The organism is Pseudoxanthomonas yeongjuensis (assembly GCF_010093345.1).
GTDB classification, from domain to species: Bacteria; Pseudomonadota; Gammaproteobacteria; order Xanthomonadales; family Xanthomonadaceae; genus Pseudoxanthomonas_A; species Pseudoxanthomonas_A yeongjuensis.
In genome coordinates this window covers 188,117-212,002 of the sequence record NZ_PDWT01000004.1, presented here as the reverse complement: position 1 = coordinate 212,002, position 23,886 = coordinate 188,117, and the positions used below count along the sequence as shown (strand labels likewise).

Sequence of the window (23,886 nt, the reverse complement as noted above, 5' to 3'; positions counted from 1 at the left end):
TCAATGGGTAGCGCTCAATGGGCGAGACCGGCCACCGAATGGGCCGGCCAGCGATCGGCCCAGGGGGCCGCCGCTTCGAGTTCGTAGGACAGTGCGAGCAGCGTGTCTTCCTGTCCGCGGTCGGCCGCGAACATGCTGCCGATGGGCAGGCCGCGAGAGTCGCTGGACAGCGGCAGCGAGATCGCTGGCGTACCGGCCATGTTCTGCAGCGGCGTGTAGTCGATCCACTCGAACATCGTCTTCATCAACGCGTCGAACGGAACATCCGGTGCGAAAGTCCCCAGCAACGGAGGCGGCGCACTGATCACCGGGGTCAAGACGACGTCGAGCGTGCCGAAGAATGCCGACAGTTGTCGCGGCAGTTGTGCGATCTGCTGATAGGCCGCCTCCAGAGCATGGGTGGGCAGGTTGCGCGCGCGAGTGGCAAGCCCCAACGTCCATGGCTCCACCGCGTCTTCCAGGCGGCGCCCACCGATCAGCGCGGTGGCGGCGTCGACCGCATCGGCGGCCAGGTGCGACCACAGATCCTCGAATGCGTTGAGGAATCCGTGACCGTTCAGCGGCCACTGGACGCGTTCCACGCGATGTCCAAGTCGCGCGCACAAATCCGCTGTGCGCGCGATGGCATCCCTCACTTCAGGGTGAGGCGCAGCTCCGCGCAGGCCATGCTCGATCACCGCGATCCGCAGGCGCCGGGGAGAGGGTTCCCGGATCATCGCGCGACCCGCTTGCACATGGGTCGCGGCGAAAGCCCAGGCGGTATCGCGCACGCTGCGCGAGTGCAGGCTGTCGGCCACCAGCAGGTCTTCGACCAGATGACGGCCGCGCACGCGCACCGTGCTGTCGCGACCGGGCTTGAGGCCGACCACGCCGCAGCATGAGGAAGGCAAGCGGATCGATCCGCCACCGTCACTGCCGTGCGCGAAGGGAACCAGGCCGGCAGCCACTGCGGCGGCGGCACCTCCGCTGGAGCCTCCCGGCGAATGCGCCAGCGACCAGGGATTGCGGGTCACCGGCCCCTGCAGCGGCTCGGTCGAGGCGAGCAGTCCGAACTCCGGCATCGATGATTTGCCGACCGCGACCAGGCCTTGTGCGATGAGTCGCTCGACATACGGATATCCGCGTTCCACCAGCACGCCGCTGCGACTGCGCGAGCACGACCGCGTCGGCATGCCCGGATAATCCAGCGAGTCTTTCGGCAACCACGGTACGCCTGCCATCGGGCCGGAAGTCGCCGTTCTGGCGTCCGCGCGATCCAGCGCCGCCGCCTCGCGGCGTCCGGATTCGAATGCCTGGTGACTCAACGCCTGCAGTTGTGGATCAAGCGCTTCGATCCGGAGGATGGCTGCCTCGACCAGATCAGCGGCTTGCAGGCTTCCCGAGCGCAACAGCGCGGCCTGGTCATGCGCGTCCAGGCGGCCGATCGCGAAGGCATCCGAGCGCGTAAGCGTGTTGCGGGACATGCAAAGATTCCGTCTTGTGGCGGGAGTGGGTGAGGGAAGGGCGGTGTCAGGCGTTGCGTTGCAAAGCGCGGGCGCGACCATAGAACCGGTACAGCAGGCCCCCGATCACGGCATAGACGGTCAGCAGCACGACCGGGAGCAGGTCGCCGTTACGTGCCTGCCGCACGATGTCCAGCGCCACCGGCAGGGTCATGGCGAAACTCATCAGTATCGCCAGCACCGGGACTACGCCGAACCAGAGGCCGCCGATGCGTACGCCACCCAGCGGAACGCGGAAGCGGCCCAGCCGTTCGGGTTGCGAGCTGCGGATCCGGATCAGGCTGATCGCCACCATCGCGAACATGAGCGCAACGCCGAACGTGACCAGGTCCGCCATCACCGAGATCGGCAGCAGCGCGGCATTGATCGCGGCGAGCGCGGCCAGCAGCAGGTTGGCGATCCAGACGCTGTTGCGGGTCGGATGCAGTCGGCTGAACACGTCGGGCAACAGGCCATCGCGCGACATCGCGTAGCACACGCGCGAATGGCCGAAGGCGTTGGCGAGCAGCACCGAGGCCAGGCCGGCGAGCGCGCCGATCTTGATCACCACCGCGAATTGCGGCCAGCCGATGCGATCGACCGCCACTGCGATCGGATCGGGCACGTCGAGTTCGCGGAACGGAACCAGGCCGGTCAGCACGATCGCCGCCAACACGTAGAGGGTGGCGCAGATCGCCAGCGAGCCGAGGATGCCGATCGGCACATCACGCTGCGGGTTGCGGGTTTCGGCGGCTGCCGTGGACACGGTCTCGAAGCCGAGAAAGGCGAAGAACAGCAGCGAAGCCGCGCGCGCCACGCCCTCCCATCCATAGGTGAAACCACCCTCGTTGGGCGGCAGGAACGGCGACCAGTTGCCGGGATCGACCGCCGTCGCGCCAACCACGATGAAGCTGACCAGCACCAGCACCTTCACCAGGACCAGGATGGTGTTGGCCAACGAGGAGCGGGTCGTCCCCAGGGCAACGATCGCGCCTGCGGCCAGCACCGCAGCTGCGGCCACCAGGTTGGCATTGCCGGTGAAAACCAACGATTTGCCCTGTTCCCCCAGCAGCAACTGGACCGCCGGCGTCGAGATGGCTTTCGGCAGAACGACGCCCAGGTCCGCCATCAGGCTGCCGAAATAGCCGGCAAAACCGACCGCCAGCAGCGAAGCGGCCACGCTGAACTCCAGGAAGAGCAGCCAGCCCAATGCCCAGGCCGGGCCGATCCCCAGCGTGTGCTTGCAGTAGCTGTACGCCGAACCCGATTCGGGCACGCTGGAGGCCAGTTCGGCATAGCACAGACCCACCAGCAGGCAGGCCATGCCGGCGATCAGGAAGGAAATCGTCACCGCGGGACCGGCATACAGGGACGCCGCCGTGCCGATCAGGACATAGACCCCGGCGCCGAGGATGTTGGCCACACCCAGGACCAGCAACGAATGCCAGCCGAGTCGAAGCTGCAGCCCCGGAGCTCCGTCCGGCTGCGAAGGAATCGTCATCGGGAATCCCCATTCTTGGTTGCGGCCCTGGACAACGCATCGTCCGGGTACCGTTGCACGGGCCGGGTGGCGAACGCCGGATACGGCACCGGCTGTTCCGTCCCGCCAGAGCGCGGCGGCAGGGTCGATGCCCGCAGGCTTGCGCACGGGGCGAGGGGATGTGGTCGATCGATCATGGCGGTTTCATGCTGTCCGTGGCGAAGGTTCAATGCTTCGCCATCCCGCCCCCCGACTTTGCCGAACCTGCCTATTGACGGCCGCAGCCATCACCCGGTGCGCGTGGCACCGCCACCCTTCAGCGGATTTCGAACGCGAACCTAAGTACGTCGGTCACCGACCGGGCAGGTACGTTGACGTGCACTTCGTCCGGATAGCGGTGCAGGCGCACGCGCAGTCCGTAGCCGGACAGCCGATCCAGTCGGTCGACGAGCGCGCGCGCCGGTTCCGGGTCATCGTCGGTGTCCTGGTCGCCGACGACCACCATCAGCCGGCTGGTCTTGCCGGTCTTGCCGCTGGTCAGCCGCGCGGTGAACGCGCGTTCGTCATCGAGGATGCCCTGTTCGTTCCACTCCATCGACGGGCTGGCGGCCACGATCGAATGGAAGGCGCCTGGGCGCTCGTAGAGCGCATACAGCGCGAACAGGCCTCCCAGCGAGTGGCCGAACAGCGAATGGCGGTCGGGGTCGGTGCGGTAGCGACGGTTGATCTCGGTCCGCAGCTTGCCGGTCATGAAATCGAGGAATTCCTTGCGCGCGCCGCTCTTGTACTTCGCCAGTTCGCGGAATTGCCGCGGCGGCGGATCGAGCAGCGGCGCCGTGTAATCGTTCAACCGGCGCACGTCCCAGGCCTCATCGGTGGGATAGCCGACGCCGACGACGATCGACTTGCCGACCGGCAGATATTCCTGGACCCACCGCGCCTGCGCGAACGATGCGAAGTATGCGTTGCCGTCCAGCACGTACAGCACGGGATAACCGTCTTCCGGCGGCTCGCCCTCGCTGGGGAAGGATACGAAGATGCGATACGCGTCGCCGTTGTCGGACGCCATGTCCCAGACCTGCGTCGACGGCATCGTGTAACCCTGCGGTGCCGGCGATGCCGGGACAGGCGGGGCCGCCTGCGTGGCCCAGGCCCGCGCGGCAGGCAACAAGGCGCCCACGGTGATTGCGACTATCCAGACCAGCGTCTTGCATGCTCGCATCGTGTTTCTCCCCGGCGGTTCGTCGATCCAAGAATAGCGCCCATGGCCTGGCCGAAGAGCGCCCGCTCAGAACATGACCAGGACTTGCGCCCGCCAGCGCGCGTCGCTCTGGTCGCGTGTCAGCAGGCCCGAGCGTGCGGGATCGATATCGGTGTCGCTGTAGCCGATCGAGTATTCCCAGGATTTCCGTTGTGCGACGAGGCGCAGGTCGATATTGCTGTAGTTGCCGATCGCCCGGTTGCTGAAGTCGTAATGGCCGGCGGCGACCACTGCGGACACCGGCACGCCGTACGGTTTGCCGAGGGGCACGCGCAGGTTGGCGTAGTTGTAGGTTGAATTCCCGTCCTGGAAATAGTCCCAGGAGTAGTAGCTGCCCACACCTGCGCGGGCGACGCCGAAGTCGTACGAGGCGGAAACCGAGACTTCCTGGAAATCGAGCGGGAGCGTGTCGGAGGGACGTTGCCGGTAGAGATAACCGGTGTTGAGGGACACCTTTCCGAACTTTTTCCCCCAGCCGATGAAGTAGTCGAACTCGGCACTCGTGTCGGTCCCCGGCCCCAGATCGAGATTGCCCGCCCATATGCCGGCGTAGGCGCCATTGTCGTGGTTCAGCTTGAGTTCGCCGACGATCGACGGCTTGCCGTCGGTCAGCGACTGGCCGCGCCAGACGTACTCGGTGGACAGGACGGCGCCGTTGCTCCAGTGAAGTGATCCATTCGACTCGGCGGCCGATGCGATGGCGGGCGGACAGGATGCGGCAAGACAGGTGAGGATGAGCAAGGAGGGTTTCATGGCCGCAGCATAACGGCCGCCGATCGGTCGCTCTTGACCAAAGCGTTACGCTGCTTCGCAGGAATGGATGCGTGCACCCGCGGGCCCGTGGACCGAGCGGTTCGCGCCGCCGAGCGCAGGCATCCATGATGCGTACCCGGTGCCGTTTCGGCTAAGCCGCCGTCCTGATCGGCTTGTCCATCATGGCGCCGCGCGGCTAGGCTCGGGGGATTACGCAACGACAGGACAGACCTTGGCGACTATCGACTCCTTCAATCCTGCCAGCGCGCGCGAATGGCTCGCGCGGCTGGTCGCCTTCGACACCACGTCCCGCAATTCCAATCTCGCCCTGATCGAGGCGATCGAGATGTGGCTGGATACCCTTGGCGTGCGCTCGACCCGGATCGTGGGCGCGGAGGGTCGCAAGGCGAACCTGCTGTTTTCCATCGGGCCGGAAGTTGCCGGCGGGGTCGTGCTGTCCGGACACACCGACGTCGTGCCAGTGGATGGACAAGCCTGGAGCAGCGATCCCTGGACGCTGTCCGAACGCGACGGCAGGCTGCACGGCCGCGGCTCGGCGGATATGAAGGGCTTCATCGCCGCCGGCCTGTCGCGGGTGCCGGCGATGCTCGCCGCCGGACTCAAGCGGCCGATCCATTTCGCGCTGTCCTACGACGAGGAAGTCGGTCTGCTGGGGGCGCCAGCGCTGATCGAGACGCTGATGGCGAAGGTGCGCACGCCGAGCCTGGTGGTCGTCGGCGAACCGACCGGGATGCGGGTGGTGGAAAGGCACAAGGGCATCATGGGCTTGCGCACCACCGTGCTTGGCCACGAGGCGCATTCCAGCCAGACCCATCTGGGGGTCAGCGCCAACATCGTCGCGACGCGGCTGATGTCGCGGATCGTGGAGATCGCAGACCGCCTGGCCTCGGCGCCGCCGGCTGCGGCCGGCTTCGAGCCGCCGCATGCCACGGTGACGATCGGTGTTGTCCACGGCGGCACCGCACCGAACATCCTCGCCAGGGAGTGTTCCTTCATCTGGGATATCCGTTCGGCCTCGCCGATCGAGGCGCGGGCGGTGTACGACGAGGTCGAGGCCTATGCCAGGCAACTCGAATCGGGCATCCGCGCGCGTTTCCCCGATTGCGGCATCGCCACCGAGATCCTGTCCGACGTGCCGCCCCTGACCGGCGCCGGCAATGCGCCTGCGCTGGAACTGGTGGCCCGATTGGCCGACACGCCCGACCGCGATGTCGCCTCCTATGTCTCGGAGGCGGGATTGTTCGAACGCGCCGGACTACCGACCGTGATCTGCGGGCCCGGCTGGATCGCCCAGGCCCATCAGCCGGACGAATATGTCGAGACAAGCCAGCTCGCCGCAGGCGAGGCGTTCATGGACCGGTTGATCGAAGCGTCGTGCAAGTGAGCGGCGACCGCGCCAGCGCCGGCGCCTCCAACCGCATCGTCGGCAGCCGCAACTGGATACTCGGCGTCCTGACCTCGATCTATCTGGTGAATTTCATCGATCGCCAGGTCCTGGCGATCCTGCTGCCCCAGGTGAAGGCGGAGTTCGGCCTGTCGGATACTTTCCTGGGACTGCTGGTGGGCCCGACGTTCGCGTTCTTCTACGCGACGATGGGCCTGCCCCTGGCGCTGTTGGCCGACCGCGTCAATCGCCGCCGGCTGATCGCTGTCTCGCTGGCGCTGTTCTCGGCGATGACCATCGCCTGCGGCCTGGTGGTGCAGTTCTGGCAACTGGTCCTGGCCCGCATCCTGACCGGCGTCGGCGAGGCCGGTACCGGTCCTGCTTCGCAGACGATGATCACCGACCTGTATCCGCCGGAACGACGCGGACGGGCGCAGGCCATCTACGCCACTGGCGCAAACCTCGGCGTGCTGGTCGCGTTCGCCGCGGGCGGGGTGATCGCCCAGGCCTGGGGCTGGCGCGTTGCGTTCATCGCCGCCGGCATGCCGGGATTGGTGCTGACCGTGGTGGTGCTGGCGACGGTGCGCGACCCCGAGCGTGGTGCGATCGATTCCGGCGTGTCGCAGGAGCAGGCGCCTGCCTTCGGGATGGTGATGCGGCAGATCTGGCAAAGCCGTGCGTTCCGCTACACCGCGCTCGGCGCCTGTTCGACCTGTTTCACTTCTTATGCGCTGGGAAGCTTCTTCCCGCTGTTCCTCGCCCGTAGCCATGGCCTGTCGACCAGCGAAATAGGCATCACCATGGCGCTGATCATGGGAGTCTGCGGCGGCCTGGCGACCTACGCGGCGGGTCACTTCGCCGACCGCTTCGGACGCAACGACCAGCGCTGGTATTCCTACGTGCCCGCGATCGCGGCACTGGCGCCGTTGCCCCTGGCGCCGATCTGTTTCCTCGCGCAGGACACCGGCATCGCGCTGGCGGCCGCGATCATCCCGCTGTCGCTGACCGCCGCGTTCATCGGCCCGACGATCACCATCATCCAGCGGTTGGTGCCGGTGCGCAGCCGCGCGACCGCGGTCGCGACCCTGATCCTGGTCGACAACATCATCGGCCTGGGCCTAGGTCCGCAGTTCGTCGGCATCGCCAGCGATCTATGGAAACCGGCGTTGGGCGAGGATTCCCTGCGCTACGCCATGCTCGCGGCTATGGCCGGTTCCGCCGTGTCGGTGTTCGGCTTCGTCATGGCGGCGCGGCATCTTCGCGGCGACATCGCCATGCGCGAGGCGGCCGCCGTGATGCCTGCATCGAATGGCTAAGCGCCTGCTCTGATCCGCCAAGCAGCCAGCGGCCGGCTGCGTCAAGTTCAACGTAAGGGGGCAGGCGCGCCACTGCCGCCAGACGCAATTACCGGAGGAGAGCGGCCCGCATGACGCATTCTGCCGATTGCATGTGACAGTTGCGATCTTCCCCGCTTCTTCGGTGGGCCCCATGTTCGCGCAGATCGCGAGCGACGCCTTCCAGCAATCACGCTCCAGTATTCCCCGCTTCGACATTTCCCGCACCGTCCGCCCGATAGACCGCCAGGAATTCCAATGACCACATCTTGTCAACGCTCTCCAGGTTTCCCCGCCCTCTCCTTGCTGACGGTGGGCCTGCTGGCCGCCGTGAACGCGCATGCGCAGACCGCCCAAACGTCGGACTCCCAACAAGCCACGGACTTGGACAGGATCCTGGTGGTTGGCCAGCGCGCCAGCCGCGTCAGTAACGGCGCGACCAACCTGGACCTGGACATCAAGGAGACCCCGCAGTCGATCAGCGTGGTTTCGAAGGAACAGATGGAACAGTTCGGCGCCGACAGTCTCAACGATGCGCTGGACCTGGCCACGGGCATACAGGTCGAGCAGGTGTCGACCAACCTCACCCAGTTCCTTTCCCGCGGTTTCGAAATAAAGAACACCCAGATCGACGGCGTCGGCCTGCCCAATGGCTGGGGTCTGGTCACCAACGCGATGGATTCCTTCGGCTTCGAGAAGCTGGAAGTGATCCGCGGCGCGAACGGCCTGCTGACCGGCGTGGGCAATGCCGCCGGCACCATCAACTACGTGCGCAAGCGTCCGACCAACGAGGAGCAGGGGCAGGTCGGGATCACGTTCGGTTCGGAAAACCGACGCCGCCTGGAAGCCGATTACTCCACGCCATTCAACGACAGCGGAACCTGGGCCGGCCGCGTGGTGGCGGCGCGTGAGGACAGCGACTCCTACCTGCGCGATTTCGAAAGCGACCGCAGCTATTTCTACGGCGTGGTGGACGGCCAGGTCGGAGAGAACGGCACGCTGGCTTTCGGCTATTCCTGGCAGAAGGCCGACACCAACAACAACATGTGGGGGGCGCTGAGCTACATCGACACCGACGGCAACCAGATCGAGTGGGACCGCAGTGCGTCGCCCACCCAGGACTGGACCTACTGGAACTCGACCACCCAGGCCGGTTTCATCGATTACACGCACCAGATCGGCGATACCTGGCAGTTGAAAGCTTCGTACAACTATCGCACCTACGAACACGACTCCAAGATTTTCATGGCCTATTCCTTTGCCGGACTGGATCCGGTCACCCACGAGGGCCTGTACGGCTGGGCCTACAAGAGCCCCTATGAGACCAAGGCGCATATCGGCGATGTGACCCTCAACGGTCGCTTCGACCTGTTCGGGCATGAGCAGGAAGCGATGTTCGGCGCGAGCGTGGGACGCAGCGAAAGCATCGACTGGTACAACCCGACCGACACCACCGGCCCGCAGTTCGGACCGCTTCCGGGCTTTCCGTTCGGGGGCGACGCGGTCGAAGAACCGGTGTGGGGCGAGCGCGCCGTCTATACCACCCTGGACCAGCGGGTGACCCGTGTGTTCGGTGCGACGCGGCTGACTTTCACGGACCGCTTCAAGACCATCCTCGGTTTCAACTGGGCCGAGTACCACCGCGACGGTGTCGACAATGATCCCGGGACCCTGGACACGCCCAGGACCGATCGCAATTTCGCGCCGTATGCGGGCGTGACCTTCGACTTCACCGATCGCATCACCGGTTATGCCAACTACTCCTACATCTTCCAGCCGCAGGATGCGGTCGACTACGACCGGGCCTACATCGAACCGAGCAAGGGCACCAACTACGAGGTCGGGGTCAAGGCCGAATGGCTGGACAAGCGCCTGCTGACGACGCTGGCCTGGTTCAGCGCCAAGCAGGAGGGACTTGCCACCTACGTCGCCACGCGCTTCATGGAGGGCTATGCGTATGGCTACTCCAGGCCCGACGATGTCGAATCCCGGGGCTTCGAATTCGAGGCTACCGGCAGGTTGAGCGAGTACACGGACCTGCTGTTCGGTTATACGCAGCTGACGATGGATGGGGGCCCGCCAACCGAACTGGACGATCCCGCACCAGGTCCGACCTACAGCTGGGTGCCGCGCCGCACCGCGAACCTGATGCTCAGCAAGCGTCTGGCCGGCAACCCGGCGGTGTCGTTCGGTATCGGCGGCCGCTGGCAGAGCGATATCTCCAACAAGGAGGATTACGTCAAGTACGCCCGGGTACGCCAGGGCAGCTATGCCGTGCTCAACGCCTTCGCGGCCTGGGACATCACGCCCGACCTCACCCTGCGCGCCAACGTCAGCAACCTCACCGACACGAAATACATCCAGAGCCTGTATTCGGTCAGCTACTACGGCCCGCCGCGCCAGTACGCGCTCAGCCTGGACTGGCGTTTCTAGGATGAATCGTGAACTTCGACCCTTGAGCGGCATGATGCAAACCGGCGGGCGGCAACGGCTTCCGGTCCTGCGCCTGCCCCGAACAAAATGCCTCATCGGCCTCTGTGCGCTGGTTCTTTTCTTCGGCACGGGATCGGCGTACGCCGGGGATCGCGAGGATGTGCTCGCCACCATCAACCAGTACATGGAATACGAGAAGAGCGGCAACCTGATCGCGCAAGGCGAGCTCATGCTGGACGAGCGCACCATGGTGTATCCGGGTGGACGCGCCGGGGGCGACAACCGCAAGGGTATGCGGCAACAGCAGGCGGAGCAGGACCAGTTCGCGGCGGAGTTTCCCGGGGTGCGCTATGAATTCGAACTGCGCGACGTCCAGGCCCAGGTCTGGAACGCCGACAGCGCGCTGGTCACGTTCGATTCCTTGCCGACGCGCATCGTTCCGCCGTCATTGCCGGCGGAAAAGACGGCCAAACTGGGTTCGCCTAAGATCCCGCTCATCGTCGCGGTGATGCTGGTCAAGCAGCAGGGAGCGTGGAAGATCGCACACACCACGTTCGTCCCGCTAAGCAAGGACTGAGCCCGTTGCGGCAGGCGGGAAAGCGCAGAAGTGGCGCAGCCGCGCTTGCCTGCATTCGATCGACTGCTACGCCCCGCATCGCGAATATGCCCTCAGCCTGAGCTGGCGTTTCTGATCGCCCTAGAGGTTCAGCATCGCGCTGACTGACAGGGCATGGGTCATCTCGTTGGACGCCCGGTTGCGACCGAAATCGTATTGATTCATGTATCCGGCTTCGACCGACCATCTCCCGCTGGCTCTCCATGTAACACCGGCAAAGTTGCGCATCCGCTGATACCCGGTGCGCTGGCCCCAGTCGGTATCGTTGAGGAGGATGAAGCTTTCATGGCTAGCAACCAGGCTGAAGGGTCCGCCGACCGGCAGGGTCGCCTTGATCTGCGGACGCAAGCGGAAACCGGCATCATCGCCATCCGATCGCTGCCGGTGTTCCAGCCGAACCCGGCCCGACAGTCTGGCCGGACCGATGGTGCCGGAAACGCCGAAATGCGCCCGTAACCTGTCCTCGGTCCGGCTCACGTCGCCATGCAGATAATCGATGCTTCGCACATAGCCGCCGCCGAGGGTGACGCCTTTTGCCACCGCGTACGTGACCATGCCGCCCAGTTCGACTTCGTCGAGGCCGTTCGAATCGTTGCTGAATCGACTTTCGACATCGAAGTCCAGTTTCGTGCGATCGCCCAATCCGACGGAGACCGCACTCTTCAGCCATAGCTGCTGGTCTTCGTCCCGTGCCCATGCGGGTACGGCGACCAGTGCGATGGAGAGGACAAGCGGGGAATAGCGCATCGGGCGAGCACCTTTGGTACCAGTTGTCGCCATCGTAGTCGGGGCGATTCCCGGGACCCGTGCCAATGCGTGCGCCGACTTGTCGGATACTGTCCGTTCTGCGATCGCCTGTTGCAGTGCATTCGTCTATTCCATCGAGTCGGGATAGTGAAGAAGCGTCGAGTCCTTCCCTCCGTAGCGGCAGACATGCGGGTTGCGCAACCATCGGTGCGATGATCTGGATTTCCTGTGCGATCCGCCCGCCTGGTGATCATCCAGCGCCGGTATGCGGACCTGCATGCATCGCGCTGCCTGGCGGCGATCGCATGCAGGCGGACGTGTCCGGTCTACGGGGCCGGATCGATTTCGCCAGCCCAGCGCTTCATGCGCGTCGGCACGTGGCGCCCCAGCGCGGGATGGCGCTTGATCGCGCGATCGATGGCGGCGGCATCGCCATCGCGCACAAAGGTATCGAGGAAGGCGAGGGCCGCGTCCCCTATCGCCGACAGCGCCTCGCCGCCGTCGATTCCGCCCACGCGCTCTTCCCGCCTGGGTCCGTCCAGCAGGGCGACAAGGTCGGTGTATCCCAGGTGGCGACTGCCTTGCAGGCGCACGCGCACCAGCTTGTCGTCCTTGCCCGCGTCCTTCCATGGCTCGTAGGCGAGATCGTTCGGACTGAAATCCTCTTCCCGCGGCTGGCCTTCGAGCAGGCCGTAGCGCGGCCAGTCGCTCAGCATCAGCAGCAAGGGTCGCCCGACGGGTCGATCGAACAGCGCCGGATCGAAATTCTGCCCATCGAGGTTGATCGCCGCCCGGCACGCCTCCAGTAGTCGGCAACTCGTGGCCGAGGTGGCGCCGCCGAAGGACATGCCGGCGAAGGCGAGGCGCTTGCGGTCCGCATTCGCCAATATCTCGTGCAGCGACTGGGGTTCGCCTCGGTCGACGATGGACCGGGCAACGAACAGCGTGTCGTCACGCCACTGGACCAGCGAACGGCCGATGCGCGTCGCCGGAAGCGACTCCGCGTACACGGCCAGCGCCTCGCGTCGCACGGCCAGATCCGCGCCTCCGGCGAGCACTTTCCACGATTCCGCGAATCGCGGGTCGTCCACCGGGCCGGCGAAGCGGGTCGCGATGACGCGGCCGTCCTGCAGGCGTACGTCGGTGGAGTCCCCCGGGTGCGCGATCGACACCACGATGTAACCATGGCTCGCCAATCGCGCGGCAAGCGCGCTGTTCTGCTCCGGGTACAGGAACAGGCCGTGGCTGTACACCACGACCGGGAATCCCTGCGGATGCCGCGCGGGTTCAGCACCCGGTCGTACGGCGAGGCGCGCCTGCGCGACCGGTTCCAGTTCTCCCTCGGCATAGCGGAAATTGCGGGCGATGGCCGGCAAGGTCGTGGCGGCGACCTCGTGCTCCAGATAGGGCGAGCCTTCGGCATCGGCATGCTCGAAATCAGCATGACCGCTCGCCGGGTACCACACGATCGCAGGCAATCGACGTGGTCCGCTGGCAGGATCATCGGCATCGAGCAATCGTGAAGGATCGACGAATTCGGTCCTGGCCACGCCGACGGCATACTCGCCATCCGGTACGGGCAAGGTCGCCGCGGAAGCCGCCTGGATGCCAATCCATGTGGCCATGGCGAGCGCGGCGATCGAATACCTTCTGGTCATGCAAATCCTCGATGTCGTTGGGTGGATCGACGCTCAGATAGTCCGTCTGGCGATGGCCGGGCCGTGCGTGCAGCAGAACCGACATGCAGGCTAGTTCACAAGCGCCCCGTCGGCGAATGGCGACGCAAGGCCTGCGTCTTCGCGCGGCAGTTCCGCGAGCACGCTGCGCATCTGCGCCGTTCGCATCAGGGTGGGGCAGGAACCGAACGCCAGCTTGAACGCGCGGGTGAAACTGCCGGGGCATTCGTAGCCGCATTCGATCGCGATGTCGATCATGGACTTGTCGCTCTTGCTCACCAGCACCATCGCTTTCGACAGCCGGACCTGCTTGTAGACCTGGCCCACGCTGCCGCGATACAGCACCTGGAACCCGTATTGCAGCTTCTTGATGGTCATGCCGACCGCGGCGGCGAGCTCGGACACGCTCAGCGGTTCGTCGAGGTTTTCCTCGATGACCTGCTTGGCGAGTTTGACCTTCTCGACATCGGCCCGTCGCAACACCTGGCCGTCGGCATCGCTGTCCTCCGCATACGACTGGATCACCGCGCAAACGATCTCGATCGCCTTCGCGGTCAGGTAGAGCCGCCGCAGCTCGCCCTGGTAGGGGCATTCGAAGGCCTGGGTCGCCGCGATGCTCGATACGTTGCCCAGCGGCACGTGGCGCAGGCCGGTGGGCGTCCGGTGGAGGATGTAGTCGCGGAAGATCTCCGGCAACGCCTCGGCGTCCAGACCAAGCACGTCCTTGATGCGGTCGCGCCGCAGGAAGATCGAGACCCAGCGCAGGGGGCGGTTCGGTTCGTACACGGTACGCACGGAATCGCCGCTCGGCAGGCCGTAGAACGTGCAGAACCCATGCGCGAGCTCTTCGTCGGCCAGGCCGTTGCCGGCGGAAATCGTGCTTCGCCCCTCGATCCATGCGCAGAACACCAGGTGGTCGTCGTGGCGGTGCAATCGCGAGATATGGTGCGCCGCGCGGAAATCGACGATGGCCATCGACAAGGCATCGTTGAGCTGGTGGAACACCCAGCCGCCGTCGCCCACCGATTCATCGTAACGATGCCGGAAACCATGCCCGGAAACGAGCGGTTCGCGCCGGCCTTCATGTACCGCCGCGCTGCGCCAGCGGGCCGCTTCCGCCGACTGTCCCGCGCAACCCAGCATTTCTTCGATGGTGCGATCGTCGAGAATCATTGAACAGGGCCTCCCCCCAAGGTTGCCCGACGCATGGGCATCGTGCCTGCGCCGAAGCGGGGCTGCTTGCGTCCTGCGGCAGCGAACTTCTTGAACCGGAGCCGGCCCAGGTCTTGGACAATCATGCTCGGCGCGTACGCAAACCAGCGCAAACGCGCATCCCGGGATGTTTCGGTTAAGTCGTCGGCCTGTTCGGCAATTCTGCTTCGAGGCGCCGACGCTAACCTCAGGACACTTTCCCCCGGCATCCTGGAAATTGGCGATCACTACTCCGCTCCGTCCCCCGCATGAAATGCCAGAGCCCGCCTGTAGTCCAGTGCCGGCCCGGACTTGGCGGTGCGGGCTATGTGCCTGTTTTTCAAGAAAAACAATCGCCGGCGACGCAACAATGCGGCGTATGCGCGACTGCAAACGCGCCGGCAGGGCGTTTCCACGCGTGAATACGCCATGCGCCTGTTCCAGCGCTTCCTTGTCCCCTGCGAGGCGTGGACTGTTGTCGCATGGCCACGCAGGGGCGACACTTCAGGCACTTGTTGCGTCCGGTGCACCCCATGTCCCACAAGGATTCGCTCGATCGAATCGACCTGAAGATCCTCCAGGCGTTGCAGGAGGATGCCCAGATCAAGAATCGGGTGCTCGCCGACCAGGTGGCGCTGTCGCCCAGTGCCTGCCTGCGCCGGATCCGCGATCTGGAGGAGAGGGGCTACATCACCGGCTACCGCGCCAGCGTCAAGATCGACCGGATCCGCACGGTGACCATCGTGATCGCGCAGGTGTCCTTCGAGCGGCATTCGGTCGGCAGGTTCATGGATTTCGACGAATGGGCCACCCGGACGCCGGAGATCGTGGAATCGCTGCGCATCAGCGGACACTACGATTACCTGCTCAGGGTCGTGGTCAGCGATATCCACGACTGGAAGCGCATCATGCGGGACATGACGGATGGGAATTTCGGCGTGGAGAAGATCGTCTCCAACTTCATGATGGAAGACATGAAGTCGTTCGAAGGTTATCCGCTGACACAGAACAGCAATCCCCGCTGATTTTTTCGGCCCGGCCGCACGGGACCGGATCCGCTCGCCAGGCGAGTGGAAAAGCCGTCGTCATGTCGCCTTTGGCGCCGACACGCATGGACGGGATGCCCCGGGAATGGGCGTGTCCGGCGATCCGTGGGCACGCATCCGTGGCAGTCGAGTCCGTCCCTGGGAGGGGAGCACGATGAAAATACTTGAATCCGCAGGAGCGCCTGCGGCCGCGCCGCGCCGCGGCCCGCTGCACGGGCTCGTGGTGCTGGACATAACACGGGTCGTGGCGGGTCCTTATTGCTCGATGATCCTGGCCGACCTCGGCGCGCGCGTGATCAAGATCGAGCATCCCGAAGATCCGGACTACGTCCGCGATTTCCCGCCCTTCGTCGGCGAGGGCGACGAGCGTTTCAGCGCTTTCTTCGCCCAGTACAACCGGCACAAGGAAGGCATCACCCTGAACCTCAAGCACGAGGACGGCCGTGCGCTGCTCAAGCGGCTGGCGGCCCGCGCCGATGTGCTGGTGGAGAATTTCCGGCCCGGCACGATGCAGCGTTTCGGCGTGGGTTACGAGACCTTGCGCGCCGAGAATCCGAAGCTGGTGTACGCGGCGATCAGCGGATTCGGGCAGACCGGCCCGAACGCGCTGCGGCCGGGATTCGACAACAGCGGCCAGGCCACCGGCGGCTTGTGGTCGATGAACGGGTTTCCCGATCGCCCGCCGGTGCGCGTGGGCACGATCGTCGGCGACGTATCCGCCACGCTGTTCGCCACGATCGGGGTGCTCGCTGCGATCCGTGAAGTGGAACGGACCGGGCAGGGGCAGATGGTCGATGTATCCCAGCAGGATTCCGTGCTGGCGCTGACCGAGAACGCGGTCGTCAAGTACACCGTCGACGGCGAGATCGCTGGACCGCTCGGCAACGATCATCCTTTCGTGCGGCCCTACGGACAGTTCCCCTGCAAGGACGGCCATGTGTTCTTCGGCGGTTACAACGACAAGTTGTGGGGGTTGTCGTGCCGGAAGTTCGGCACGCCGGAGCTGATCGTCGATCCGGAGATCGACACCATGGCCAAGCGTTTCGATCCGGAGGTGTATGCGCGCCGGATCAAGCCGGTAGTGGAGGCGTGGTTCCAGGAGCGGAGCAAGGCCGAGTTGGAGGCCTTGGCGGGAGACGATATTCCCCTGTGCGCGGTGAAGAACATCAAGGAGGTCGTCGAGGATCCGCACATCGCGGCCAGGGACATGATCGTGGACGTCGATTATCCGCAAGGCCGTGTCGGCATGTTCGGCACGCCGATCAAGTTGTCCGGAACGCCGGCGGACGCGCGCGGCACCGCGCCGCGGCTGGGCCAGCACAACGCCGAAGTCTATGCGGATCTGCTGGGCATCGATTCGGATGAACTGCAGAGACTGAAAACATCGGGAGCGGTGTGATGGGGGGAATCGCGTACGAAGTTTCCGACGGCATCGCGATGATCCGTTTCGACCGGCCCGACAAGCTCAACGCGTTGACGCTTGCGATGTACCGGGAACTCGGGGATGCGTTCATCTCGGCGCGTGACGACGAACGCGTCCGCGTGGTGATCCTGACCGCCAGCGGGCAGCGCGCATTCTGCGTGGGCGCGGATCTCGGCGAGTCGATTCCCGCGCTGATGGACGACCGGTTCGACATCTCCCAGTGGGACGACGCGCACCTGAAGAACCTGCGCCTGTACAAGCCGGTCCTGTGCGCGATCAACGGCCTGTGCCTGGGCGGTGGTTTCGAGATCATGCTCGGTACCGACATCCGCATCGCCTCCGAGACCGCGAAGTTCGCGCTGCCGGAACCATCGCTCGGCATCGTGCCCGCGGGCGGAACGCTGGTGCGCCTGGTCAGGCAGATTCCCTATGCGCATGCGATGGAGCTGCTGCTCACGGCCAACGGCTTCACTGCGCACGAACTGCTGGCCAAGGGGCTGATCAACCGCGTGGTGCCGCCGGCGGAGTTGATGCCGCAAACGCTGGCGCTGGCCGAGCGGATAAAGGCGCTCAGCCCCAGCGCCATCGCCGTGATCAAGGAGTCGGTGCATCGCCTCATCGACCTGCCCGAAGCCGAGGCGTTCGCCGAGGAGGCGCGGCTTGGCCAGCGTGCCTTCACCAGCGACGACGCACGCAAGGGCCTGGCTGCTTTCGCACGCAAGCAGACCCCGATTTTCGATTGACAACTTTTTCTCTTCAGGATCGCCATGAACGCTAGCAGTCGTATCCCGGGTTTCTACAAACTCGATCCGGAAAGCCGTTTCCTCAAACTCCTCGAGTTCAGCGGATTGCCGGCCGAACAGTTGCGGCCGTTGCAGGGAACGGATGTCCGCATGGCATCCATCGCCGACCGGATGATCGAGAACGCGGTCGGGACCTTCTCGATCCCCTTGGGCGTGGCCGCCAACTTCCTGGTCAATGGGATCGATTACCTGGTGCCGATGGCCACCGAGGAGCCGTCGGTGGTCGCCGCCGCGAGCAACGCGGCGCTCATCGCCCGCGAAAAAGGCGGTTTCCATACATCCGGCACCGACCCGGTGATGATCGCGCAGGTGCAGATCCTCGACGTGGCCGATCCCCATGGCGCCCGCCTGCGCCTGCTGGAGGCCCGCGACGAACTCCTCGCGCTCGCGAATGCACAGGACCCGCTGCTGGTCCAGCTCGGTGGTGGCGCCCGCGGCATCGAGGTGCGCTTGCTGGAATCGGGCGACTTCCGCTCGGTCGTCCTGCATCTGCAGGTCGATGTCCGCGATGCGATGGGTGCGAATGCGGTCAACACCATGGCCGAAGCGCTGGCGCCCAGGATCGCCGCAATCGCGCGCGGACGCAGCCTGCTGCGGATCCTGTCCAACAAGGCCGACCTGCGCCTGGTCCGCGCGCGCGCGGTGTTCGACGCGGAAAAACTCGGCGGGCCCGAGGTCGTCGATGGCATCGTCGATGCCTCCCGATTCGCTGCCGCCGATCCTTATCGTGCCGCAACCCACAACAAGGGCATCATGAACGGCATCTCCGCCGTGGTCCTGGCGACCGGGAACGACACCCGCGCGATCGAGGCGGGGGCGCACTGCCATGCCTGCCGCGAGGGGCGCTACACCCCGCTGTCGTATTTCGAGAAGGACGCCGACGGCAACCTGGTAGGCACGATCGAGCTTCCGCTGGCGCTGGGTCTGGTCGGCGGGGCAACGAAGACCCATCCGGCGGCGCAGGCGGCAGTGAAGCTGCTCGCGGTCAAGAGCGCCGTGCAGCTGGCCGAAGTCACTGCGGCGGTCGGCCTGGCGCAGAACATGGCCGCGCTGCGTGCGTTGGCGACGGAGGGCATCCAGCGCGGCCACATGTCGCTGCACGCCCGCAACGTGGCCGCCGCCGCGGGTGCCGCCGAAAGCGAAATCGGGGCGTTGGTCCAGCGCCTGGTCGCCGACGGGCACGTGCGGCTGGATCGGGCGCAACAGCTCCTTGCCGAGATCAGGGCGGAGTCGAAATCCTCTCCGAAGTGAAGGTCGGACTGGCGCATTTCGCGCCATCCGGATGACCCGCCAATTCCCCGCCGATTCTTTCCAGTCCATGCGAACACGGCATGAAGCGCGTGCGGGGCGAGCAACGTTGAGATCGAGGGTATCAAGATGAAATTGCTTCCGCTTTTACTGTCCGTATTCTCGGCTGCGTGTTGTGCGACGGCTGCCGGGCCGGCCACGGCAGGGGAGCTGCTGTACACGCTCGACAGCGCCACGACGCTGCCCAGCACCGATACCGGTTACGACTACATCAAGATGCAGCCAGGCACCAGCCGCCTGTTCATGGCGCGCCTTGCCGATGGCCTGACCGTATTCGATGTGGATACCAACAAGGTAATCGCAACCGTGGGAAATTCGGTGGGCGCCAATGGCCCGCTGCTGCTGCCCGAATACAACCGCGGCTATGTGGCGATGCACGACGGTTCGCTGCTGAGTTTCGATCTGGAAACCCTCAAGCCGATTGAACGCAAGCCGCTGGCGGAGGATGGCGGTCTCAACAGCGCCATCTACGATCCCTACACCAGGCAGGTCCATGCCATCGTCGGCACCCGTCCCCAGCAATCCACCTGGTTCACCCTGGATGCGGCGACAGGCGAATTGCTGAAGACCACGGTATTCCCGTTCCGGAAGATGGACGACCCTGCCAGCGACGGCAAGGGCCGCTTGTTCGCGCCGGCACGCAAGGACAGCATCGTCCTGGTCCTGGATGCCAGGACCTTGAAAGAGAAAGCGCGCTGGCCGGTGGGATGCACCGCATCCAAGGTCCGCTACCAGGCGGCAACCAACCGTGTGCTGGGCGCGTGCAGCGGCAGCAAGCCGATGTTCTTCGCACTGGACGCAGACACCGGCCGCGTGATCGAAACATTCCCCATCGGCGTCGACCTGGACGGCTTCGCGATCGATACACGACGCCATCGCATCGTCACTTCCAACGATGAAGGGACGTTGAGCGTGATCGGGCAGGACGGTGCGGACGATTTCAAATTGCTGGGCACGGTCGCAACGCACAGGGGTGCGCGGATGATGGCCATGGACGAGCGCGATGGCCGCCTGTACGTGGTCAATGCCGCTTTCACCGGCACTGCGCCCGACGACAAGGGCGAAGTTTCAAGAAGCTACCATCCCGACAGTTTCGTGGTGCTGGCCTACAGGCCGCAGTGAAATGGAGAGGCGACTGCCATGACCGTCGCCCAGGACGATCGAGAGTGGAGGGTTACCGCATATGAGCGGGGGTTTGATGGCGCTGGACCGGACCGATCGCAGGATCCTCGCCCTGCTTCAGCAGGACGGGCGCATCACCAACGTCAAGCTGGCCGAAGCGGTGCACCTGTCGCAGACCGCAACCCTGGAACGGGTGCGCCGGCTGACCACCGAGAACTACATCCTCGGCTACCGCGCACGGCTCGATCCGCAAAAGCTCGGCGCGGGCATGCTGGTGTTCGTGGAGGTGCTGCTCGACCGGACGACGCCCAACATCCTTGAAGAGTTCAAGGGGGCGGTGAAGGAGCGGCCGGAAGTGCTGGAATGCCACCTGGTGGCCGGCGGCTTCGATTACCTGATCAAGCTGCGCGTCGCCGACATGTCCGGCTACCACGACATCGCCAGGCGCATGCTTTGGCAACTGCCGGGAGTGCGTGAAACCAGGACCTATGCCGTGATGGAGGAAGTAAAGAGCAGTGGCGACATCCATTTTTCCGTATGAGCCAGCAGGCAACCGCAGGCTTCCGATGCGGATCGAATCGCAACGCGACGAGCCGATCACCTGTCGTCAGCAAGTTATCAGCCAGAACGTGGCAGCTTGCATGCTGCAATACGAAAACCGCCAGATCCGCCGGCACCGGCATCACGCGCCGGGCGCCTCTTAATTTCATTATTGCAACCAATTTCTTGCGATCAGATCCGGAAACAAGTCCATGCCGATCAGGAACACAGATCCAGGTGCCGGGCGCGAGCACGACTCCGCCTCAGGCCCAAAGCGCATTCGCTCACGCCTCTCTTCCTTGTGCCTCGCCCTGGCGGGTTGCGGCATCGCGCCGGCATTCGCGCAGGCGGCAGATGCCGATCTGGTCAAGCAGATCGAGGCTCTGAGGGCGCAGCAGGCGCAGATCGCGCAGATGCAGCAGCAGACCGAAGCGAGCATCCGCGCGCTGGAGGCGAAACTCGGCGTTGCCAGTCCCGCCGCGCAGGATGCGCCTGCCGCCGTTGCTCCCGTGGCCGCGGCGCCGGCCGCGCAACCGCAAGAACCGAAACTCAAAATCTCGGGCGACCTGCGGCTGCGTGCCCAGGGCGACTACTCCGACAACGATGGCGCCAATCGCACCAGCACCCAGTTGCGCGCGCGCCTGGGCGCGACCTATGCGCTCAACGACCGGGTGACCATCGGCGGCCGCGTGGTCACCGGCGACGGGGATGACCCCAACAGCAGCGACGTGCAACTGTCGAACTGGGACGACGATCTGCAGATCAGTCTCGATCTTGCCTATGCGCAACTGAATTTCGGAAACCTGAAGGTTTACGGCGGAAAAATCCCCAATCCCTTCACCCGCACCGACCTGGTCTGGGATGGAGACGTCAATCCGCAGGGCGTCGGCGCGGCCTACAAACTGCCGCTCGCCGGCGGCGGGGCCTTCCGCGCCAATGGGCTGTTCTTCTCGGTCGATGAACAGGTCGCCGGTCCGGACAGCACCATGGGCGGCGTGCAGTTCGGCTTCGATTCCCCCAGTTACGGCGGTTTCAAGTACGACCTTTCCGGCGGCTACTACCGGTACAGCCCGGGAAGCCTGACCGGAGCGGATTCGGGCGACTGGCGCAGCAATCGCCGCAATCCGGACGGCGGCCTGGCGTCCGACTACGAACTCGTGGACGTAGTGGCCGGCCTGGGTTGGCAAGGCGCGAACGAGAAATGGCCGGTGCGAGTCGTCGGCGACTACGTCAAGAACCTGGGCGCCATCGACAATCAGGATACGGGCTTCGGTGTCGATGTAAGCCTGGGCCGTGCCAGCAAGCAGGGCGACTGGCGCTTCACCTACGGTTATTCCCGGACCGACGTGGACGCCGTCCTGGCCGCGTTCTCCAACGACAACATCGGCATCGCCACCAACTACAACCTGCATGCGCTGACGCTGGACTACACGCCCATGCCGAAGACGATGATCAGTGCGATCTGGTACCACTACAAGCCGAACGATCCGCTGTATGCGGGGACCAACCAACCCGACGACTGGCTGGACAGAGTCCGGGTCTTCTTCCTGATGAATTTCTGAGTGGCGGGCATCGCCCGCGTCTTTTCATCATGCTCCGAGAGATGGAGTCGGCGTGTTCTGCGTTCCTCGATGCCCGCAACGCCAAGAAGTCCGGCGGACGCACATCGGCACGCAGCTGCGGCTGGACCCATCGCAAGCACGGTTCGAGCCTCGCTTTGCGAAGCCAGGGGGCTTTCTTCGTTCCGGCACGGGTGCGCCGGATGAATCCCCGCCTGCCTGGCGCCGCACGCGTTGGCGCCAGGCAGGCGGGGCGGGAGGCGGTCAATCGAAAATATTGCGCTGCCTGGTCTTGCGCTGCAGGACTTCGCCGGTCTTGCGGTCGATGACCAATTCGACCTTGCGTTGCTGCGCGTCGCGGCCCTCGACCTCGGCAAGGCGGTTTTCCATTTCGATCTCGGTGACCACGATGCCTTCCGAAGCCGCGCGTCGCTCGACTTCGGCCATGTTCAACAGACCCGGAGCGGATGCGCGTGCGGCCTGTGCGACAGCCTGATCCGGGGCGGAAACCAGGCCGATGGTTGCGGCTGCCAGTACCAATGCGGTCGAGTAGAGAAAGGTGCGGTTGTCCATGCCGGACTCCTGACGAAGGCGCGATTGCCTGTTGCGGGATTGCATTTCTACGCGCCCTTCCCTGATACGCGACTCACTTGCCCCGTCAGTCCCATGTCAGCGAACCCATGCCAGCATGCCCCATGGACATTATTCGGACCCTTGCGGGCATCGCCTTGGCCGTGCAGCTGCTGGTTGCCCCGATGGCGGCCAGCGTCGGTGATCGGGATGGGAAACGGGATGAGAAGGCGCTCAAGAAGCAGGCCCAGGAAGAGGCCATTCTCGCCATGCGCCGCGGCGAAATACTCCCGCTTACCAGGATCCTGCAGATCGCCAACCGCCATGTCGTCGGCGACATCATCGAAGTCGAATACAAAGGCGGCCCGAAGTACGAGATCAAGATCCTGACCGCCTCCGGGCGCGTGCGCGAAGTCAAGTTGGACGCGCGCACCGGCGCCTTGCTGGAGATCGAGGACGACTGATGCGCGCCCTTCTGGTGGAAGACGATCCGGATGTCGGATCCGATGTGGAACAGGCATTGCGTGCGGGCGGTTTCGTGGTGGACCGGGCACGCGATGGAGAGAGCGCCTGGTTCATGGGCGATACCGAAGACTACGATCTCAGCGTGCTGGACCTCGGGTTGCCCAGGCTGGATGGACTGTCGGTGCTGAAGCGCTGGCGCGCCGCCGACCGGTGCTTCCCGGTGCTGATCCTGTCCGCCCGCGGCGACTGGACGGAGAAAGTGGAGGGCATCGAATCCGGTGCGGACGACTATCTGGCCAAGCCGTTCCAGTCGGCCGAACTGTTGGCCCGCGTCCGCTCGCTGGTCCGGCGCGCGGCCGGCAGGAGTTCGGCGCTGCTGGACTGCGGCAGGTTGGTCCTGGACACGCGGCGCATGTCCGCGACCCTCGACGACAAGCCCGTGCAGCTCTCCCCACTGGAGTTCCGCTTCTTCGATTACCTGGCCCACCAGCAGGATCGCGCCGTCTCGTCCGGCGAATTGGCCGACCATCTCTACGGATCGGACGAAACCAGCGATACGAACGCGATCGAGGCCTTGGTGCTGCGCCTGAGGAGGAAGCTGGGTGCGGACATCCTGCTCACCCGACGCGGCTTCGGCTACGAATTCGGCAGCCGATCGCGGAGCTGACTGTCC

General features: G+C 65.0%; 21 protein-coding genes. 13 read left to right on the top strand and 8 right to left on the bottom strand.

All coding sequences use genetic code 11. The features are described 5' to 3' along the window. Positions 1 to 14: 14 nt before the first annotated feature. The 4 genes from CSC74_RS12925 to CSC74_RS12910 all read right to left on the bottom strand — a co-directional run bounded on the left by CSC74_RS12925 (position 15) and on the right by CSC74_RS12910 (position 4,975). A complete protein-coding gene (locus tag CSC74_RS12925; protein ID WP_162314892.1) occupies positions 15 to 1,463 on the bottom strand; it encodes an amidase in 1,449 nt (482 codons plus the stop codon). 46 nt (positions 1,464 to 1,509) lie between these two features. Beyond that, on the bottom strand, positions 1,510 to 2,982 hold the full coding sequence (locus tag CSC74_RS12920) for an APC family permease (protein WP_162314891.1): 1,473 nt from the start codon (positions 2,980 to 2,982) through the stop codon (positions 1,510 to 1,512). A gap of 295 nt (positions 2,983 to 3,277) precedes the next feature. Beyond that, a complete protein-coding gene (locus CSC74_RS12915) occupies positions 3,278 to 4,183 on the bottom strand; it encodes an alpha/beta hydrolase (protein ID WP_162314890.1) in 906 nt (301 codons plus the stop codon). A 66-nt stretch (positions 4,184 to 4,249) separates the two neighbouring features. Continuing rightward, positions 4,250 to 4,975 carry a TorF family putative porin gene (locus CSC74_RS12910; RefSeq protein ID WP_162314889.1) on the bottom strand — a complete coding sequence of 242 codons (726 nt, stop codon included), beginning with the start codon at positions 4,973 to 4,975 and terminating at the stop codon, positions 4,250 to 4,252. Positions 4,976 to 5,207: 232 nt separating this feature from the next. Here CSC74_RS12910 and argE point away from each other — a divergent pair, with 232 nt between their 5' ends. From argE to CSC74_RS12890, 4 genes are all read left to right on the top strand, one after another. Next, positions 5,208 to 6,380 carry an acetylornithine deacetylase gene (gene argE, locus CSC74_RS12905; RefSeq protein WP_211369637.1) on the top strand — a complete coding sequence of 391 codons (1,173 nt, stop codon included), beginning with the start codon at positions 5,208 to 5,210 and terminating at the stop codon, positions 6,378 to 6,380. After that, the gene (locus CSC74_RS12900) at positions 6,377 to 7,696 is read left to right on the top strand and encodes a spinster family MFS transporter (protein WP_162314887.1); all 1,320 of its coding nucleotides are present in this window, start codon (positions 6,377 to 6,379) and stop codon (positions 7,694 to 7,696) included. Before argE ends, CSC74_RS12900 begins: the two co-directional genes overlap by 4 nt. 402 nt (positions 7,697 to 8,098) lie before the next feature. Next, positions 8,099 to 10,147 carry a TonB-dependent siderophore receptor gene (locus CSC74_RS12895; RefSeq protein ID WP_246193225.1) on the top strand — a complete coding sequence of 683 codons (2,049 nt, stop codon included), beginning with the start codon at positions 8,099 to 8,101 and terminating at the stop codon, positions 10,145 to 10,147. Position 10,148: 1 nt separating this feature from the next. Further along, the gene (locus CSC74_RS12890) at positions 10,149 to 10,724 is read left to right on the top strand and encodes a nuclear transport factor 2 family protein (protein ID WP_162314885.1); all 576 of its coding nucleotides are present in this window, start codon (positions 10,149 to 10,151) and stop codon (positions 10,722 to 10,724) included. Between the two features lie 120 nt (positions 10,725 to 10,844). On the opposite strand, the gene CSC74_RS12885 is transcribed toward CSC74_RS12890, so the two are convergent. The 3 genes from CSC74_RS12885 to CSC74_RS12875 all read right to left on the bottom strand — a co-directional run bounded on the left by CSC74_RS12885 (position 10,845) and on the right by CSC74_RS12875 (position 14,359). Further along, a complete protein-coding gene (locus CSC74_RS12885) occupies positions 10,845 to 11,510 on the bottom strand; it encodes a DUF2490 domain-containing protein (RefSeq protein WP_162314884.1) in 666 nt (221 codons plus the stop codon). Between the two features lie 326 nt (positions 11,511 to 11,836). Then, positions 11,837 to 13,168, bottom strand: coding sequence for an alpha/beta hydrolase (locus tag CSC74_RS12880; RefSeq protein WP_162314883.1), 1,332 nt, complete (start codon positions 13,166 to 13,168; stop codon positions 11,837 to 11,839). 90 nt (positions 13,169 to 13,258) lie between these two features. Next, positions 13,259 to 14,359 carry a helix-turn-helix transcriptional regulator gene (locus CSC74_RS12875; protein WP_162314882.1) on the bottom strand — a complete coding sequence of 367 codons (1,101 nt, stop codon included), beginning with the start codon at positions 14,357 to 14,359 and terminating at the stop codon, positions 13,259 to 13,261. A gap of 551 nt (positions 14,360 to 14,910) precedes the next feature. Here CSC74_RS12875 and CSC74_RS12870 point away from each other — a divergent pair. From CSC74_RS12870 to CSC74_RS12840, 7 genes are all read left to right on the top strand, one after another. Continuing rightward, positions 14,911 to 15,402: an Lrp/AsnC family transcriptional regulator gene (locus CSC74_RS12870; RefSeq protein WP_162314881.1), complete on the top strand. Its 492-nt coding sequence runs from the start codon at positions 14,911 to 14,913 to the stop codon at positions 15,400 to 15,402. 175 nt (positions 15,403 to 15,577) lie between these two features. Beyond that, positions 15,578 to 16,822 carry a CaiB/BaiF CoA transferase family protein gene (locus CSC74_RS12865; protein ID WP_162314880.1) on the top strand — a complete coding sequence of 415 codons (1,245 nt, stop codon included), beginning with the start codon at positions 15,578 to 15,580 and terminating at the stop codon, positions 16,820 to 16,822. Then, a complete protein-coding gene (locus CSC74_RS12860; protein ID WP_162314879.1) occupies positions 16,822 to 17,589 on the top strand; it encodes an enoyl-CoA hydratase/isomerase family protein in 768 nt (255 codons plus the stop codon). Before CSC74_RS12865 ends, CSC74_RS12860 begins: the two co-directional genes overlap by 1 nt. 24 nt (positions 17,590 to 17,613) lie before the next feature. Then, positions 17,614 to 18,900, top strand: a complete 1,287-nt coding sequence (locus CSC74_RS12855; RefSeq protein ID WP_162314878.1) for a hydroxymethylglutaryl-CoA reductase, degradative — start codon at positions 17,614 to 17,616, stop codon at positions 18,898 to 18,900. Between the two features lie 126 nt (positions 18,901 to 19,026). Next, on the top strand, positions 19,027 to 20,079 hold the full coding sequence (locus tag CSC74_RS12850; protein WP_162314877.1) for a YncE family protein: 1,053 nt from the start codon (positions 19,027 to 19,029) through the stop codon (positions 20,077 to 20,079). Positions 20,080 to 20,140: 61 nt separating this feature from the next. After that, positions 20,141 to 20,620, top strand: a complete 480-nt coding sequence (locus CSC74_RS12845) for an Lrp/AsnC ligand binding domain-containing protein (RefSeq protein ID WP_211369636.1) — start codon at positions 20,141 to 20,143, stop codon at positions 20,618 to 20,620. Between the two features lie 298 nt (positions 20,621 to 20,918). After that, a complete protein-coding gene (locus CSC74_RS12840; protein WP_162314876.1) occupies positions 20,919 to 22,181 on the top strand; it encodes a putative porin in 1,263 nt (420 codons plus the stop codon). 261 nt (positions 22,182 to 22,442) lie between these two features. Here CSC74_RS12840 and CSC74_RS12835 read toward each other — a convergent pair whose 3' ends face one another. Further along, positions 22,443 to 22,751: a PepSY domain-containing protein gene (locus CSC74_RS12835; RefSeq protein ID WP_162314875.1), complete on the bottom strand. Its 309-nt coding sequence runs from the start codon at positions 22,749 to 22,751 to the stop codon at positions 22,443 to 22,445. Positions 22,752 to 22,873: 122 nt separating this feature from the next. On the opposite strand from CSC74_RS12835, the gene CSC74_RS12830 reads away from it, so the two are divergent. Both CSC74_RS12830 and CSC74_RS12825 read left to right on the top strand, forming a co-directional pair. Next, entirely contained in the window at positions 22,874 to 23,212 is a 339-nt protein-coding gene (locus CSC74_RS12830; RefSeq protein WP_162314874.1) for a PepSY domain-containing protein, read from the top strand. Beyond that, positions 23,212 to 23,880 carry a response regulator transcription factor gene (locus tag CSC74_RS12825; protein WP_162314873.1) on the top strand — a complete coding sequence of 223 codons (669 nt, stop codon included), beginning with the start codon at positions 23,212 to 23,214 and terminating at the stop codon, positions 23,878 to 23,880. Before CSC74_RS12830 ends, CSC74_RS12825 begins: the two co-directional genes overlap by 1 nt. The last annotated feature ends 6 nt before the right edge of the window (positions 23,881 to 23,886 follow it).

Bases quoted from the DNA above. Each gene is read 5' to 3' on its own strand.
- CSC74_RS12925 (WP_162314892.1), bottom strand. From the start codon at position 1,463: ATGTCCCGCAACACGCTTACGCGCTCGGATGCCTTCGCGATCGGCCGC.
- CSC74_RS12920 (WP_162314891.1), bottom strand. From the start codon at position 2,982: ATGACGATTCCTTCGCAGCCGGACGGAGCTCCGGGGCTGCAGCTTCGA.
- CSC74_RS12915 (WP_162314890.1), bottom strand. From the start codon at position 4,183: ATGCGAGCATGCAAGACGCTGGTCTGGATAGTCGCAATCACCGTGGGC.
- CSC74_RS12910 (WP_162314889.1), bottom strand. From the start codon at position 4,975: ATGAAACCCTCCTTGCTCATCCTCACCTGTCTTGCCGCATCCTGTCCG.
- CSC74_RS12890 (WP_162314885.1), top strand. From the start codon at position 10,149: ATGAATCGTGAACTTCGACCCTTGAGCGGCATGATGCAAACCGGCGGG.
- CSC74_RS12885 (WP_162314884.1), bottom strand. From the start codon at position 11,510: ATGCGCTATTCCCCGCTTGTCCTCTCCATCGCACTGGTCGCCGTACCC.
- CSC74_RS12880 (WP_162314883.1), bottom strand. From the start codon at position 13,168: ATGACCAGAAGGTATTCGATCGCCGCGCTCGCCATGGCCACATGGATT.
- CSC74_RS12875 (WP_162314882.1), bottom strand. From the start codon at position 14,359: ATGATTCTCGACGATCGCACCATCGAAGAAATGCTGGGTTGCGCGGGA.
- CSC74_RS12870 (WP_162314881.1), top strand. From the start codon at position 14,911: ATGTCCCACAAGGATTCGCTCGATCGAATCGACCTGAAGATCCTCCAG.
- CSC74_RS12865 (WP_162314880.1), top strand. From the start codon at position 15,578: ATGAAAATACTTGAATCCGCAGGAGCGCCTGCGGCCGCGCCGCGCCGC.
- CSC74_RS12860 (WP_162314879.1), top strand. From the start codon at position 16,822: ATGGGGGGAATCGCGTACGAAGTTTCCGACGGCATCGCGATGATCCGT.
- CSC74_RS12855 (WP_162314878.1), top strand. From the start codon at position 17,614: ATGAACGCTAGCAGTCGTATCCCGGGTTTCTACAAACTCGATCCGGAA.
- CSC74_RS12850 (WP_162314877.1), top strand. From the start codon at position 19,027: ATGAAATTGCTTCCGCTTTTACTGTCCGTATTCTCGGCTGCGTGTTGT.
- CSC74_RS12845 (WP_211369636.1), top strand. From the start codon at position 20,141: ATGAGCGGGGGTTTGATGGCGCTGGACCGGACCGATCGCAGGATCCTC.
- CSC74_RS12835 (WP_162314875.1), bottom strand. From the start codon at position 22,751: ATGGACAACCGCACCTTTCTCTACTCGACCGCATTGGTACTGGCAGCC.
- CSC74_RS12830 (WP_162314874.1), top strand. From the start codon at position 22,874: ATGGACATTATTCGGACCCTTGCGGGCATCGCCTTGGCCGTGCAGCTG.
- CSC74_RS12825 (WP_162314873.1), top strand. From the start codon at position 23,212: ATGCGCGCCCTTCTGGTGGAAGACGATCCGGATGTCGGATCCGATGTG.